The sequence below is a fragment of the Corynebacterium phoceense genome, from assembly GCF_900092335.1.
In the GTDB taxonomy this organism is placed as follows: Bacteria; Actinomycetota; Actinomycetes; order Mycobacteriales; family Mycobacteriaceae; genus Corynebacterium; species Corynebacterium phoceense.
This window is the reverse complement of the sequence record NZ_LT596208.1, coordinates 1,420,074-1,434,249: the sequence shown is the minus strand read 5'-3', so window position 1 is coordinate 1,434,249 and position 14,176 is coordinate 1,420,074. Positions and strand designations below refer to the sequence as shown.

Here is a 14,176-nt window from a genome sequence, read left to right as displayed (position 1 = left end):
GCCCGCCGAGCTGCGCGTCGAGGCCGACTCCGTCGACGCCGCCGACCCGTTCAACTACGTCTTCCACATGAAGGACGGCCGCACGGTGACGTGGGGTGCGAACAACGGGGACGCGGACAACGCGAACAAGGCGCGCGCCTTTGCCTCCGTGCTCAAGATGGACGGCCAGAACTGGAATATCTCCAACCCGGAGCTCGTGACGAGTTCCTAGCCTGCCACGACTCCCACGCCCTCGCCGCACAGCCGCGGTGAGGGCGAATTTTTTTCGAATTCACACCCGTCACACCGAGGCGCCGAAGTGGTGCATGAGCGGGACAAAAGCGCACGTCAGCAACCCTAAAGTAGAGGTTGAGGGTACCGACACGCGGCGAAATCAACACGCAATTACGAGCGTCGTCACCGAAGATGGAAAGCGACTCGCCGCGCATGCACGTTTTACTCGGCGACACCTCGTTAGACATGATCCTGGCGGCCACGCGCGCGTGGCCGCGCTACTTATCCGGTGAAAGGCAAAAACACCTCTCATGACCACCCCGAGCAACAACAACTTGGCAGACATCAAGGTCGTCGGCGTCGGCGGCGGCGGCGTCAACGCCGTCAATCGCATGATTGAAGAAGGCATCAAGGGCGTCGAGTTCGTCGCCATCAACACCGATGCCCAGGCGCTTATCCTGTGCGACGCGGATTCCAAGCTCGACATCGGCCGCGACGCCACCCGTGGCCTCGGCGCCGGCGCTAACCCGGAGGTCGGCCGCCAGGCTGCCGAGGATTCCAAGAGCGAGCTCGAGGAGTACCTGCGCGGCGCAGACATGGTCTTCGTCACCGCCGGCGAGGGCGGCGGCACAGGCACGGGTGCTGCCCCGGTTGTGGCGTCCATCGCGAAGAAGCAGGGATCGCTGACCGTCGGCGTTGTCACCAAGCCGTTCAAGTTCGAGGGCCCGCGCCGCACCCGCCAGGCCGAGGAGGGCATCGCCACCCTCGCCGAGGTCTGCGACACGCTTATCGTTATTCCGAACGACCGCCTGCTCCAGCTCTCCGAGGAAGAGCTGCCCATCGTCGAGGCCTTCCGCCTCGCCGACGAGGTGCTCCACAACGGTGTTCAGGGCATTACGAACCTGATCACCACCCCGGGCATGATCAACGTCGACTTTGCCGACGTCCGCTCCGTCATGACCGACGCCGGTTCTGCTCTCATGGGCATCGGCAACGCCCGCGGCGAGAACCGATCCCTCGTCGCGACCGAGCAGGCCATCAACTCGCCGCTGCTCGAGTCCACCATGCACGGCGCCAAGGGCATCCTGCTCTCTATCGCCGGTGGCTCGGACCTCGGCCTCCACGAGATCAACCAGGCTGCCTCCCTCGTCACCGATTACGCCGACGAGGACGCGAACATCATCTTCGGTACCATCATCGACGACTCGCTCGGTGACGAAATCCGCGTGACCATCATCGCCACCGGCTTCGATGCAGAGAAGAACCGCCACGCAGATGCGCACGACGGCACCATCTCCCACAACGACCCGGCCCCGGCCAAGCAGGTTCCGGCCCAGTCCCAGTCCGCACCGGTCCAGGACCGTGCCTCTCTCTTCGAGGATCGCTCGGCCCCGGCTCGCGAGGAGCGCGAGGCCTACCAGCCGCGCCACGAGTTCCGCGTCGGCGAAGACCGCGCTCCCCGCCAGCCGGAGCGCACCGAGCGTGTCGAGCGCCACGACGACGGCGGCCTGTTTACCACCCGCCAGCGTGCCGAGGAGCGTCCGAACTACGGCCGCGACTCCCGTGAGACCCGCGTCGACGACGATGATGACGACCTCGATGTCCCGGACTTCCTCCGCTAGGAGCCTCTGAGCCAGAAGCCCCACCGAGCCTCCCCGCCGCCTAAGCACGGCCCGCGCTCAGCCCGCGCGCCCCGGCCCGGGCGAGGGGAGTGGGCGCGGTAGTCTGGAGTGCATGCCAGTCAACCCGTCTCAGCCGCAGGCTTCCTCTAACGAGGCCACCTCCGCGACCACGCCAGACGTGCGTCGCCGCCCCGTCCGCATGGTATTTACCTCCCGTGCCGGCGGGGTTTCCTCGTCCCCGTACGGTTCCTTCAATCTAGGCACCCACGTGGGCGATAACCCCGAGGACGTCGCCGCGAACCGCGCGCGGCTCACCCGAGTTCTGGATCTCCCAGACATCGTCTACATGGAGCAGCTCCACACCAATACCGTCACCGTCATCGACGGACCGCAGGACGGCCCCGTCGAGGCCACCGATGCACTCGTGACCACCACGCCGAACCTCGGACTCGCCGTCCTCGTCGCGGACTGCGTCCCCGTGCTGCTCTCGGACCACGCCGCCGGCGTCGTTGCCGCGGCTCACGCCGGCCGCATGGGTGCCCGCAACGGTATCGTCCGCAACACCGTCTCGACAATGGTCGAGCTTGGCGCTACGCCCGCGAACATTCAGGTCCTCCTTGGCCCCGCCGCGTCGGGCCGGCACTACGAGGTTCCTGCCGATATGGCCGCCGACGTCGAGGCCCACCTGCCCGGCTCCCGCACGAAGACCACGAAGGGCACGCCCGGCATCGACGTGCGCGCCGGCCTCGTGCGTCAGCTCCTCTCGCTCGGCGTCACCAACATCGAGGCAGACCCGCGCTGCACTATCGAGGACGAGGCCTTCTTCTCCTATCGCCGCGAAGGCACTACCGGCCGCCAGGCCGGTGTCATCTGGCTCAACCACCCCAAGGAGTCTTAATCCATGACCGACCGCAAAGCCGAACTTTCCGCCAATCTCGACAAGGTCCGCGCCCAGATCGCCCAGCTTGCCGATGCCGCCTCCCGCCCCGCCCCGCAGCTCCTTCCCGTCACCAAGTTCCACCCAGCTGAGGATGTAGCACTCCTCGCTGAGCTGGGCATCACCGATGTCGCGGAAAACCGCGAGCAGGAAGCCCGCGCCAAGCACGCGGCGCTCGGCACCGTCCGCTTCCATATGATTGGCCAGATTCAGACGAAGAAGGCCAATCATGTCGCGCGCTGGGCGGCGAGCGTCCACTCGCTCGACTCGCTGAAGCTCGCGGCGGCCCTCGATCGTGGCATGGGCAACGCACTTGCGGCGGGGGAGCGCGCCGGATTGCCCGACACGCTGCCGGTTTTTATTCAGATCTCCGCGGACGGCGATGAACACCGCGGCGGGACGCAACTGAGTGACCCAGAGGGCATCGGCAAGCTCGTGGCCGCGGTCGAAGAATCCGAGCATCTTGAGCTTGCCGGTTTTATGGTCGTGCCCCCACTCGATGCCGACGCCGGCGAGGTCTTCCGCGCCGTCCGCGCGCTCACGAATGAGTGGTCCGCGACGCTCGGCCGTGAGCTCAAACTTTCGGCGGGTATGAGTGCCGATCTGAAGGATGCAATTTCGGCGGGCACGGATATTGTGCGTGTCGGAACCGGGATTNTGAGCTACCGCGAGGCCACCAAGGTCGGTGCCCCGTTCCGCGATGGCGACGCGGTCGTTTTCGAGGTCACCGACGCCAAGCCGGGGCACGACAAGCGACTCATCGACTTCGCCGCTGGCCTGGTCTACGCCTTCGAGGGCTCCCGCATGCTCAAGCTCACCTCGGGCATGGACACTGACCGCCTGGTCTTCGCCATCATCCCGCCGGAGGTCGACATCGACCGCTCCGAGCTCGAGCGCATCGCTGGCCTACGTTAAGCCTTTTCCTCGCCGCACCCGTAAGCGGGCGGCGTACGCCCTGCGCGAACTCACCCAGTGAGTTCGGCGGGGCTTTTCTCATGCTCGGTGTTCCTCGTCTAGGCTCGATGGGCGTGAGTGAAATCGGCATCATCCTGTACGCGCTAATCCGACTGTTTTCTTTCGCGCTTATTATCCGCATCATTGTGGAAATGGTCGCGTCGTTCTCTCGGAATTTCCGCCCGCCGCGGTGGTTTACCCTCGTGGCCGAACCCCTCTTCGCGGTCACTGACCCGCCTGTGAAGGGGCTGCGCAAGATTATCCCGCCGTTGCGCTTGGGAAACGTCTCGCTCGACGTGTCCATTATCGTGCTTTTCCTGCTGCTGGGCTTGCTGTCCACGGTGGTTGTCCGCACCTTGGTCTAGGCCTTTGACCCCTCCTGCGGTGTCGTGTCGTGGGGGTGGATCGCATGGTCGCTATTAGTCTGAACGTGTAGTTAATGTTCACGAACGCGCCCATTTGGCTACAATGAGTGAGACAGTCCGCTTTGTGGACTTATGATTGTTTAAAATAATAGTTTGTAAGGAACCGCGTCGGTTCCTCGTCGCAGTCGTTTCAGGCGGCGCGCGGCGAGCTCGGGCGTAGGCCTGTCACATCTCCGCACTGCCTCGGAACCTCCGGGGCGCACCGACTTGAAGGGGAAGAGAAGTCAATGCCGCTGACACCCGCTGATGTACACAACGTCGCTTTCAGCAAGCCGCCGATTGGCAAGCGTGGCTACAACGAGGACGAGGTCGATCAGTTCCTCGACCTCGTAGAGGACACTCTTGCCCAGCTGCAGGACGAAAACGATGACCTCGCCGCACAGGTTGAGGATCTGAAGTCCGCGGGCTCTGCCGCAGGTGCGGCTGGTGCCAAGGGCGTCGACGAGGCCGCTCTGCGCAAGGAGATTGAGGCCAAGCTCAAGGCTGATTACGAGTCCAAGCTCAAGTCCGCGCAGGACGAGGCTTCTGCTGCCAAGTCCGAGGCCGCCAAGGCCAAGGAAGAGTCCACCAAGGCCGCTGCGGACCTCAACGCTGCCCGCGCCGAGGCCGAGAAGGCCGCGCACGCTGGCGAGTCCAACAAGGCTGCTGGCGCCGCTGCTGCTTCCGCTGAGCTCAAGGCTGCCCAGGAGCAGGCTGCTAAGGCCAAGTCCGAGGCCGAGTCCCTGAAGAAGGAACTCGAGGCCGCCAAGCGCGACAACGAGCAGCTGAAGAAGTCCGCTGCGAATAGCACGCAGAAGTCCGGCGTTGCCGCCGCGGGTGCTGGCGCTGCCGGTGCCGCCGCAGGCGCTGGCCTGGCCACCGCTGACACGCACATGCAGGCCGCCAAGGTCCTGGGCCTGGCGCAGGAGATGGCAGACCGCCTCACCTCCGAGGCGAAGGCAGAGTCCGAGTCCCTGCTTTCCGAGGCCCGCTCGGCCGCCGAGAAACAGCTCACCGACGCGGACACCCGTTCCAAGTCCCAGCTGGCTGAGGCTCAGAAGAAGTACGACGCTCAGCTGCTCGACGCAGACACCCGCTCCAAGAAACTCGTGTCCGACGCCGAGGCCAAGGCTCAGCAGACCGAGGCCGACGCCAATTCCCGCGCTGAGGCTCAGATTCGCCAGGCCGAGGAGAAGGCTGCAGCCCTGCAGGCTGACGCTGAGAAGAAGCACACCGACATCATGAACACGGTGAAGCAGCAGCAGGCCGCCCTCGAGACGCGCATCGCCGAGCTGCGCACCTTCGAGCGCGAGTACCGCACTCGCCTGAAGACCCTGCTCGAGTCCCAGCTCGAGGAGCTCGAGGCCCGCGGCTCCGCTGCCCCGAACGGCGAGGCTGGCAACAACTAAGCCTGACCCGCTTCCAACCCCCGTCCCTCAGCGCCCACGCGGTGCTGGCGGCGGGGGTTTCGCGTTGTGCGCGGTAGGCTAGAGGCCAATCTGTTCTTACTTTCCGGGAGTGTTCTTTCATGCTCATCGCCGCCCTTGTTTTGGCGCTCGTTGCCTTCGTGGCGCTCGTTTATTACATCTCGACCGGTACGCTGGCGGCGCTCGTCGGTCTCTTCGTTGCAGCAGGCCTGGGGCTCATCCTTTTTACGGCGGACTGGGTGAAGAAACACCGCCAAGACCGCGTACGCATCGTGGACCACGCGGAGCCCACCGCGCGCGACGTCGCCGAAGGGGATAAGTAGCCGCCGTGACGGATTCCGGTGATTTCCTGGGTCTCGAGGAATGGGACGTGCCCACGCATTCCCTCCTGCTCGTCGAGCCCGACCGCGACGCGGATGGCTTCATCCCCGCCGACTCGCTGCCCGTCGCTCAAGCGGCGATCGAGCGTCTTGCGCGACCCATCGGTTCGACGCACACGCTGGAAAGCCTGCTTCAGGCCACGGTCCACCGGTATCCACTCGCGCGTGTGGCCGGCGACCGCGTCCTCGTTATCGAGACCGACGGCGCCCATATGGAGCGCCTTCTGCGCGACATGGAACCCGCCGTCGCGCGCTTCGGTTTGCAGATGGTCGCCCAGCCCGGCGCCGTGCCACTTGCCTTCGGCGACGAGACCCGCGACTTCCGCACCCGCACCCTCGACTATGAGGTCCGCTTCGCCTCCCGCCGCGGCGTACCTCAGCTCCTGCGGCGTATGGCTCGTGCACAGGAGACGCTCGACGCACAGGCCGGCACCGGCGGCTCGGGCATGCTGGCGGAGTTCCTCCACATCGCATCCGCCGCAACACCCGGCGTGCAGTACATCCAAAGCCTCTACGACTCCGCCGCGGGTGGCTTCGAAGTCGAGGTGCGTGACGGCGGACCCGAGCGCCATTTCCGTGCAGTTGAACTCGATATCGCCGCGGCAGGGGAGTGCTTCCTTGCCTGGATGGACGGCCACAGGGACTTCTTCGGCGACTGGGAGCGCATGGAGTTCTAACTCCGCTTGACATTCAAGCTATAGTTATTAGATACATGCACTGATCCGGCCATCACCGGGGAGCATTTCGGAAGAACGGCCTTGGGCTCAGTAGAACCGAACGGGTGGGACCGACATCTCCTTCACGAATCAAGCGGGGCCGGGCAACCGGTCCAAGCAGGGTGGTACCGCGAGCCGCGAGGCGCGTCCCTGCAGCAGTCAACGACAGCGTGAAGGATGAATCAATGAGCGACAGCGTAGGCAACGTCTACCCCAAGGTCGATATGACCGGCGGTTCCAGCCGCTTCCCGGACATGGAAGAAATCGTCCAGAAGTACTGGGCCCAGGACGACACGTTTAAGGCAAGCCTTGAACAAACCGAAGGATGCCCCGAGTACGTTTTCTACGACGGCCCGCCGTTTGCCAACGGTCTGCCGCACTACGGCCACCTGCTCACCGGCTACGTCAAGGACATCGTTCCGCGCTACCGCACGATGGCCGGCTTCCACGTCCCGCGCGTCTTCGGTTGGGACACTCACGGCCTGCCGGCCGAGCTCGAGGCCGAGAAGCAGCTGGGCATCACGGACAAGGGCCAGATCGAAGAGATGGGCCTGGAGAAGTTCAACGAGTACTGCGCCAAGTCCGTCCTCGAGTACACGGACGAGTGGGAAGCCTACGTCAACCGCCAGGCTCGCTGGGTCGATTTTGAAAACGGCTACAAGACCATGGACATCGACTACATGGAGTCGGTCATGTGGGCGTTCAAGGAGCTCTACGACAAGGGCCTTATCTACCAGGGCTTCCGCGTCCTGCCGTATTCCTGGGCCGAGCACACCTCGCTGTCTAACCAAGAGACCCGTCTCGACGACTCCTACAAGATGCGCCAGGATCCGACGCTCACCGTGACCTTCCCGGTCACCGGCGCGCGCGAGGGCACCGCGGCCGAGCAGACCCTCGCCGCGCATCCCGAGCTTTCCGATGCCGCCTTCCTCGCCTGGACGACCACCCCCTGGACCCTGCCGTCCAACTCGGCTCTCGCTGTGAACCCGGAGGTCACCTACGCACTCATCAAGGCCACGGACGGCGACTTTGCTGGCCAGACCTTCATCATGGCGCAGGCGCTCACCAGCACCCTGGCTAAGGAGCTGGGCGAGGTTGAGGAGCTGGCGACGTTCAGCGGCGCCGAACTCGCGGGCTTTACGTATCAGCCGATCTTTGACTTCTTCAAGGACCTGCGCAACGGCTTCCAGGTAATCCTGGCGGACTACGTCACCACCGAGGACGGCACCGGCGTCGTCCACCAAGCCCCGGCTTTCGGTGAAGACGATATGAATACGTGCAACAAGTACGACATCGAGCTCGTCATCCCCGTCGACGAGGACGGCGAGTTCACCTCGCAGGTCCCGCCGTACGAGGGCCAGCTCGTCTTCGACGCGAACAAGAGCATCATCAAGGACTTGAAGGCCGCAGGCCGCGTCGTGCGCCACGTGACCATCGAGCACTCCTACCCGCACTCCTGGCGCTCGGGCGAGCCGCTCATCTACAAGGCTCTCCCGGCCTGGTTCGTCAAGGTCACCGAGTTCCGCGACCGCATGGTCGAGCTCAACCACAACGAGATCGAGTGGCTGCCGCAGCACATCCGTGATGGCCAGTTCGGCAAGTGGCTCGAGGGCGCCCGCGACTGGAACATCTCGCGTACCCGTTACTGGGGCGCGCCGATCCCGGCCTGGGTCTCTGACAACCCGGAGTACCCGCGCGTGGACGTCTACGGCTCCCTCGACGAGCTCGAGGCCGACTTCGGCGTGCGCCCGACCAGCCTGCACCGCCCGTACATCGACGAGCTCACCCGCCCGAACCCGGACGACCCGACCGGCAAGTCCATGATGGTCCGCGTCCCGGACGTCCTCGACTGCTGGTTCGAGTCCGGTTCCATGCCGTTCGCGCAGAAGCATTACCCGTTCGAGAACAAGGATTGGTTCGAGACTCACTCGCCGTCCGACTTCATCGTCGAGTACTCCGGCCAGACCCGCGGCTGGTTCTACGTCATGCACGTCCTCTCCGTCGCGCTCTTCGATCGCCCGGCGTACAAGAAGGTCGTCGCCCACGGCATTGTGCTAGGTAACGACGGGTTGAAGATGTCCAAGTCCAAGGGCAACTACCCGAACGTCAACGAGGTCTTCGACCGCGACGGTTCTGATGCCATGCGCTGGTTCCTCATGTCCAGCCCCATCCTGCGTGGCGGCAACCTCATCGTCACCGAGCAAGGCATCCGCGAGGGCGTGCGCCAGGCCATCCTGCCAATCTGGAACGCGTACACCTTCCTCCAGCTCTACGCCGGCCAGGAAGCGAAGTTCGACACCTCGTCGACCAACGTCCTGGACCGCTACATCCTGGCGAAGACCCACGACCTGGTCGCGGGCGTGGCCGATGCCCTCGATAACACGGATATCGCGGCGGCCACCGAGCACGTGCGCCTGTTCGCCGATGCCCTCACCAACTGGTACGTGCGCCGCTCCCGCGACCGTTTCTGGGCCGGCGAGGCTGAGCACCCCGAGGCTTTCAACACCCTCTACACGGTGCTCGAGACCGTCACCCGCGTCGTCGCCCCGCTGCTCCCGCACGTCGCCGAGGTCATCTACCGCGGCCTCACCGGCGAGCGCTCTGTCCACCTCGCGGACTTCCCGAAGGCCGCGGACTACCCGGCGGATGCCGACCTCGTGGCCTCCATGGACGCGACGCGCGCGGTGGCATCGGCAGCAAGCTCGGTGCGCAAGTCCAACAAGCTGCGCAACCGCCTGCCGCTGCCGGGCCTGACTGTCGCGATGAGCAACTCCGCTCAGCTGGCCGACTTCAAGGACATCATCCGCGACGAGGTCAACGTCAAGGAAGTCACGCTCACTGACGACGTCGACTCGGTTGGTACCTTCCAGGTTGTCTGCAACGCCAAGGTCGCCGGCCCGCGCCTGGGCCGCGACGTTCAGCGCGCCATCAAGAACCTGAAGGCCGGCAACTACGAGCGCCAGGGCGAGAATGTTCTCGTCGACGGCGATATCGAGCTGACGCCGGACGAGTACACGGAGCGCCTGCAGGCGGCCAACCCGGAGTCGACGGCGCGCATCGATGGGCTCGACGGCCTCGTCGTCCTCGACACGAACGTCACCGAGGAGCTCGAGGCCGAGGGCTGGGCCGCCGACGTTATCCGCGGCCTCCAGGATGCCCGCAAGGCCTCCGGCTTCGAGGTCTCGGACCGCATCACCGCCGTCCTGTCCGTGCCCGCGGACAAGGAGGAGTGGGCAAACCGCCACAAGGATCACATCGCAGACGAGGTCCTCGCGACCGACTTCACGGTGACCACCGAGCCGCTCACCGGCGACGTCCATGAGGTCGTCAAGGGCGCGACCGCCACCGTGGCAAAGAACGCCTAAAACCCCGCTGTAGGGCCCGAGGTTCTCCTCGGGCCCTTTCGCGTACTCTGGGCTGCATGCCACGCATTGACCACGCAGCGATGTACGTCCGCGACCTCGAGGCCGCCCGCGCGTTCTTCATCGAGTATTTCGACGCGACCTCGAATGAGTAGTACCACAACCCGCGCACGGGTCTGCGCACGTACTTCCTGTCTTTCGAGGACTCCACGCGCCTAGAAATCATGTCCCGCCCCGGTCACGAGTCGGCCTCGCTTTCCGATGCCGCCGGATGGAACCACGTTGCCTTCTCCCTCGGATCCCAGGACGCCGTCGATGCCATGGCCAAGCGCTTGCGCGAGGGCGGGTTCGAGATCCTCTCCGGCCCGCGCACCACGGGCGACGGTTACTATGAGTGCGCGTTCCTCGATGCCGAGGGCAACCAGATCGAGGTCACGGCCTAGACCTCCGTCACGCGCCCCGTCTGCTCGTCGAAGAGCAGCGCGTGGCCCATGCCCGCCCAGCCGATGAATGGGTCGTCGCTCTCGGTGATGCGTCGGTGCACGTGGCCCATCACCCACGCGTCGTAGCCCATGCTCGCGAGCTCCGCGACTGAGGCCGGCAGGCACTCTGAGCGGCTGTACTCGCCGTGGACAGAGGAGTGGATGAATCCGAGGTTCGCCCCGCCAGCAACCGGCGCTGGGTAGTCCTGCCACACGACGCGCGGGTCGGGGTCGGTGACCACGGAGCACGCGTGGACCGCCGTGCCATCAGGGAATCGGAACGTCGCGGGCTCCGCTGGCAAGCCGCTCACGGATCAGATTGGCGGCACGCAGCGTCTCGACTCTGCTCTTACCCGCGCCGGCATCGAGCACACCACGAACTATCTCGACCGTGGCCTCCATGGCTGGTCCATGTTCTCGGGCCAGCTCGCTCCCGCGTGGGCGGCTATCCGCCCCGCTCTGTACTAATCACCCCGCCGCTCGCCAGCTTTGGGTTTTATCATTTCAGCCCCTCCGCGGCCGCCCGAAACGATAAAAACTCAAACCCAGCCACCGGTCAAGAGCCCTAGCTTTGGTTTTATAGCACCTCGGCATCGCCACCACGGCCCCAAACGCCATAAACCCAAAGCTAAGCCGGACCGACCCATGCCAGCTTTGGTTTTGTGGTGCTTCACCACCCCAATGAGGAGTCAAGGCGCCATAAACCCAAAGCTGGACAGAAAAGCCCGCCACGAGGCGGGGGCTTTGCAACCGAGGTCGCCTTTGGCGACAAGGAGGCAGTCATCGAAGCGGGCGAGTGCGGGCTTGAGAACGACGTCGGCTTCGTCCGTGGGCGCGCCGCCAGCGAGGAGGGGGCCGGTGAAGATGACGCTGGTGGCTCCTTCGGACACGCCGAACTCGAATGCCGAGAGCTCCCAGGCAAGGCCAAGGGAGTGCTCGGAACCGAGTTGAAGGTTGGGCATGATGAGGATGGCCATTGAATCTCCCAACGTTGGTGGAATCCCTTTCATCTCACATCGGAGATATTTATAGTGTCCGACTCCAATTCATATGAAAATTCCCTTAGCTGCAGGAAAAGGAAATCCCCAGCGCGGTGAACGCTGGGGAGGGAGCGGCGAGCTGGACTAGCGGCGGGTACCCGGCAGGTGCGCACGCCAGGCGAAGAGCACATTGACGAAGCACGCGATGGCGAGGACCGAACCGATGATGAACAGCGTGGTGAAACCAAGGTACGGCGCCAGGGCGCTAAACAGCATAGGGATGAAGAAGCCGAGGTAGCTCACGGAGTAGTACACGGCGGTAAGCCCTGCGAGCTCGGTGTCGCCGGCGATGCGCTGGACCTCGGAGAGGCCTGCGACGAGGGCTAGGCCGTAGCCGGCGCCCATCGTCGCGGCGGCGGCGATGCCGGCGGGCAGCGAGAGCGTGTGCGCGGCGTAGGCACCGAGGATGGCGCCGACGGCGATAACAGCCATGGCGATGGCGGAGGCACGTGCAGACTTGTGCGTGTCGATGAGCTTGCCCAGCATCTGGACCGCGACGCCGCAGCCCAGGGTGATGACGGTCATCAGGCCTGAGAAGGCGATGGGCGCCTCGCCGGCGGACTTGGACAGCAGCTGGGGCAGCAGTGCGTAGGCGGCGCCGGCACAGCCGAAGACCCACGGGGCGACGGGGACGACGACGCGCAGGAACCGGCGGTGCGCGGCGGACGGGATGCGCAGCATGTCGAGCATCTCGCGCACGGTGAGATCGAGGATGGTGGTCTTTACGTCGCCGTGGCGCGGGCAGCGCGTCTCCGGAGTCTTGGTAAGCCAGATGGCGGTGACGAGTGTGAGCGCGATGTGGAGGACGTAGGCAGTGTGCGTGGGCCACGGGCCCCACTGCGCGAGAACGGAGGCCAGGCCCGCGCCCACGAGGAAGCCAGCGGTCAAGCAGAGCGACGCCTTGCGGGCGCCGGCGGACGGGTCGCCGCCCGCGCGCTGGATAAGTTCGGTCACCCACGTCGAGCCGACGGCCATGACCAGGCCCAGCGCCATGCCGCAGAGGATGCGCCCGGCGGCGATGATGAGCGGTTCGTGCGGGCCAATGGACAGCAGGAAGGAACCCAGGAGTGACAGGGGAGCGGCCGGCAGCAACATGGGGCGGCGGCCGATGAGGTCGGACAGCGGGCCACCGATGAGCAGCGCCGGGATAATGCCCAACACGTAGGCGCCCAGCAGGCCGTTGACGGTGACCTGCGAGAAGTGAGAGGTCTCGCGGTACATGACGAGCAACGGGGTGAACTCGTTGCCGCCCCAGGCCACAGCGACCATGGAGCCGGCAACGGGCCACCATGCATGGGGGCCAAAATGTAGAGGAGAGGGGGCCTCGGCGGCAGGCGCCGAGGCCTGAGAAAATGGTTCTGACTCCACTTCGGACGTGGTTGACACGGGTGTGCTCATAATTGGTTCCTCGAATTCGACAGATGAGCGTGTATTTCGGTGCGATAGGTGGGAAGGTCTCCGGCGACCAACGCGGCGGTGAGCCGCTGGTGGCCCTCGACGAAGGAACGTGCCGTCTCGACGTTGCGGCCAATCGCCGCCGCCGTGAAGCGCTGCTGGCGCTCGCGTAGGCTGTGGCCGAGCTGCGCCAGGATGGAGTTTCCGCCGTGGTCCATGATGGTTTGGTGGAAGACGGCATCGAGACGCGTGTAGTCGCGCAGATCGCCGCGGTCAAGCGCGGCGGTTTGCTCCGCGATGACGGCGGTGAGTTGCTCGCCCAACGCCGCGCGGGCGGCATCGGCAAGCTGGCAGATATGCTCCGCGCAATGGGCGTCGATGAGCTCGCGGGCATCGAAGACTTCCCGGATATCGTCCGGATGGATGGGTACGACCAGCGCGCCACGCTTGGGGTAGAGCTGCAGGAAGCCCTCGACCTCCAAGCGCAGGAACGCCTCGCGCACGGGGGTGCGCGACAGCCCGATGGCGGCGGCGACATCGCCCTCGGAAAGCAGCGTGTTCTGGGTGTAGTCGCCGCTGATGATGCGGTTCTTTACAAACTCATAGGCGCGCTCGGCAGCGGGTGGTGAACTGGTCATGGATACATCTTGTATCCATGTTGCATCCATTGCAAGTAGACACCCCACTGAGTGAGCGATAGATGCAAATCAGTGTGCCATGATGTACGAGACACAAGCAGGAAAGGAGTGACCGTGGCAGCATCCATTCCCGTGAGCCGCTGGCGCGCGCCGGGTGTCATGGTCGTCTCCGGGCTGTCGCTGTATGCGGGCGCGGCCGTCGCGGTGGGGCTCTTTGCGCAGTTCCCGCCCGTCGTCGTCGCGTGGTTTCGCATTGCTGCGGCCGGGTTTATTTTGGCGGTACTCGCGCGCCCGCGCGTGCGCGACTTCCTGGGGTGGCCCGGCTTCCATGCCGCGGTCTATGGCGTGGTGACGATGGGAATGAACATGGTCTTCTACCAGGCCATCCACTCCGTTCCGCTGGGCACGGCGGTGGCCATCGAGTTCCTCGGTCCCGTCGCCGTGGCCGCGTGGGGCTCGCGGAATTGCCGCGATTGGCTGGCGTTGGGCCTCGCGGTGGCCGGAGTGCTCATCATTTCCGGCGCGACGTGGACGACGGCCGGCGCGGGCCTGCTCTGGGCGCTTGCGGCGGGCGCGCCCTGGGGGCCCCCCATCCTCCCCCGCCCC

The 14,176-nt window shown here is 65.2% G+C and carries 15 protein-coding genes and 1 pseudogene; 12 read left to right on the top strand and 4 right to left on the bottom strand.

Annotated features, from left to right (window positions below; translation table 11 throughout):
* From BN9444_RS14545 to BN9444_RS15205, 10 genes and pseudogenes are all read left to right on the top strand, one after another.
* Nucleotides 1-211: pseudogene (locus BN9444_RS14545) on the top strand (cell division protein FtsQ/DivIB); the annotation flags it as partial.
* Between the two features lie 313 nt (nucleotides 212-524).
* Nucleotides 525-1,835, top strand: a complete 1,311-nt coding sequence (gene ftsZ, locus BN9444_RS10995; protein WP_066512316.1) for a cell division protein FtsZ — start codon at nucleotides 525-527, stop codon at nucleotides 1,833-1,835.
* Between the two features lie 199 nt (nucleotides 1,836-2,034).
* Nucleotides 2,035-2,733: a peptidoglycan editing factor PgeF gene (pgeF, locus tag BN9444_RS10990; RefSeq protein WP_066512339.1), complete on the top strand. Its 699-nt coding sequence runs from the start codon at nucleotides 2,035-2,037 to the stop codon at nucleotides 2,731-2,733.
* A 3-nt stretch (nucleotides 2,734-2,736) separates the two neighbouring features.
* On the top strand, nucleotides 2,737-3,687 hold the full coding sequence (locus tag BN9444_RS10985; protein ID WP_077210081.1) for a YggS family pyridoxal phosphate-dependent enzyme: 951 nt from the start codon (nucleotides 2,737-2,739) through the stop codon (nucleotides 3,685-3,687).
* Nucleotides 3,688-3,800: 113 nt separating this feature from the next.
* Nucleotides 3,801-4,091: a YggT family protein gene (locus BN9444_RS10980; RefSeq protein ID WP_181734557.1), complete on the top strand. Its 291-nt coding sequence runs from the start codon at nucleotides 3,801-3,803 to the stop codon at nucleotides 4,089-4,091.
* A 287-nt stretch (nucleotides 4,092-4,378) separates the two neighbouring features.
* Entirely contained in the window at nucleotides 4,379-5,539 is a 1,161-nt protein-coding gene (locus BN9444_RS10975; protein ID WP_068801916.1) for a DivIVA domain-containing protein, read from the top strand.
* Between the two features lie 119 nt (nucleotides 5,540-5,658).
* On the top strand, nucleotides 5,659-5,880 hold the full coding sequence (locus BN9444_RS10970; RefSeq protein ID WP_066492103.1) for a hypothetical protein: 222 nt from the start codon (nucleotides 5,659-5,661) through the stop codon (nucleotides 5,878-5,880).
* A gap of 5 nt (nucleotides 5,881-5,885) precedes the next feature.
* The gene (locus BN9444_RS10965; protein ID WP_068801915.1) at nucleotides 5,886-6,614 is read left to right on the top strand and encodes a hypothetical protein; all 729 of its coding nucleotides are present in this window, start codon (nucleotides 5,886-5,888) and stop codon (nucleotides 6,612-6,614) included.
* Between the two features lie 224 nt (nucleotides 6,615-6,838).
* Nucleotides 6,839-10,018 (top strand): isoleucine--tRNA ligase, encoded by a 3,180-nt coding sequence (gene ileS / locus BN9444_RS10960; protein ID WP_068801914.1) that lies wholly within the window; start codon nucleotides 6,839-6,841, stop codon nucleotides 10,016-10,018.
* A gap of 173 nt (nucleotides 10,019-10,191) precedes the next feature.
* Complete coding sequence (locus BN9444_RS15205; protein ID WP_329601879.1) at nucleotides 10,192-10,458, top strand: VOC family protein; 267 nt, start codon at nucleotides 10,192-10,194, stop codon at nucleotides 10,456-10,458.
* On the opposite strand, the gene BN9444_RS10950 is transcribed toward BN9444_RS15205, so the two are convergent.
* Nucleotides 10,455-10,739: a metallophosphoesterase family protein gene (locus tag BN9444_RS10950; RefSeq protein WP_068801913.1), complete on the bottom strand. Its 285-nt coding sequence runs from the start codon at nucleotides 10,737-10,739 to the stop codon at nucleotides 10,455-10,457. The genes BN9444_RS15205 and BN9444_RS10950 overlap by 4 nt on opposite strands.
* A gap of 19 nt (nucleotides 10,740-10,758) precedes the next feature.
* On the opposite strand from BN9444_RS10950, the gene BN9444_RS10945 reads away from it, so the two are divergent.
* Nucleotides 10,759-10,965 (top strand): hypothetical protein, encoded by a 207-nt coding sequence (locus BN9444_RS10945; protein WP_197418405.1) that lies wholly within the window; start codon nucleotides 10,759-10,761, stop codon nucleotides 10,963-10,965.
* Nucleotides 10,966-11,186: 221 nt separating this feature from the next.
* Here BN9444_RS10945 and BN9444_RS10940 read toward each other — a convergent pair whose 3' ends face one another.
* From BN9444_RS10940 to BN9444_RS10930, 3 genes are all read right to left on the bottom strand, one after another.
* The gene (locus BN9444_RS10940; RefSeq protein ID WP_068801912.1) at nucleotides 11,187-11,474 is read right to left on the bottom strand and encodes a hypothetical protein; all 288 of its coding nucleotides are present in this window, start codon (nucleotides 11,472-11,474) and stop codon (nucleotides 11,187-11,189) included.
* A 147-nt stretch (nucleotides 11,475-11,621) separates the two neighbouring features.
* Nucleotides 11,622-12,935: an MFS transporter gene (locus tag BN9444_RS10935; RefSeq protein ID WP_068801911.1), complete on the bottom strand. Its 1,314-nt coding sequence runs from the start codon at nucleotides 12,933-12,935 to the stop codon at nucleotides 11,622-11,624.
* Nucleotides 12,932-13,570, bottom strand: coding sequence for a GntR family transcriptional regulator (locus BN9444_RS10930; protein ID WP_230384053.1), 639 nt, complete (start codon nucleotides 13,568-13,570; stop codon nucleotides 12,932-12,934). The genes BN9444_RS10935 and BN9444_RS10930 overlap by 4 nt, the downstream gene beginning before the upstream one ends.
* A 159-nt stretch (nucleotides 13,571-13,729) precedes the next feature.
* On the opposite strand from BN9444_RS10930, the gene BN9444_RS14860 reads away from it, so the two are divergent.
* Nucleotides 13,730-14,176: EamA family transporter (locus BN9444_RS14860; protein ID WP_420888723.1), on the top strand; the 447-nt coding region annotated here is incomplete at its 3' end.

Coding starts and splice junctions, on each gene's coding strand:
- BN9444_RS10935 (WP_068801911.1), bottom strand. CDS start 12,935: ATGAGCACACCCGTGTCAACCACGTCCGAAGTGGAGTCAGAACCATTT.
- BN9444_RS10970 (WP_066492103.1), top strand. CDS start 5,659: ATGCTCATCGCCGCCCTTGTTTTGGCGCTCGTTGCCTTCGTGGCGCTC.
- BN9444_RS10930 (WP_230384053.1), bottom strand. CDS start 13,570: ATGACCAGTTCACCACCCGCTGCCGAGCGCGCCTATGAGTTTGTAAAG.
- BN9444_RS10940 (WP_068801912.1), bottom strand. CDS start 11,474: ATGGCCATCCTCATCATGCCCAACCTTCAACTCGGTTCCGAGCACTCC.
- BN9444_RS10975 (WP_068801916.1), top strand. CDS start 4,379: ATGCCGCTGACACCCGCTGATGTACACAACGTCGCTTTCAGCAAGCCG.
- ftsZ (WP_066512316.1), top strand. CDS start 525: ATGACCACCCCGAGCAACAACAACTTGGCAGACATCAAGGTCGTCGGC.
- ileS (WP_068801914.1), top strand. CDS start 6,839: ATGAGCGACAGCGTAGGCAACGTCTACCCCAAGGTCGATATGACCGGC.
- pgeF (WP_066512339.1), top strand. CDS start 2,035: ATGGTATTTACCTCCCGTGCCGGCGGGGTTTCCTCGTCCCCGTACGGT.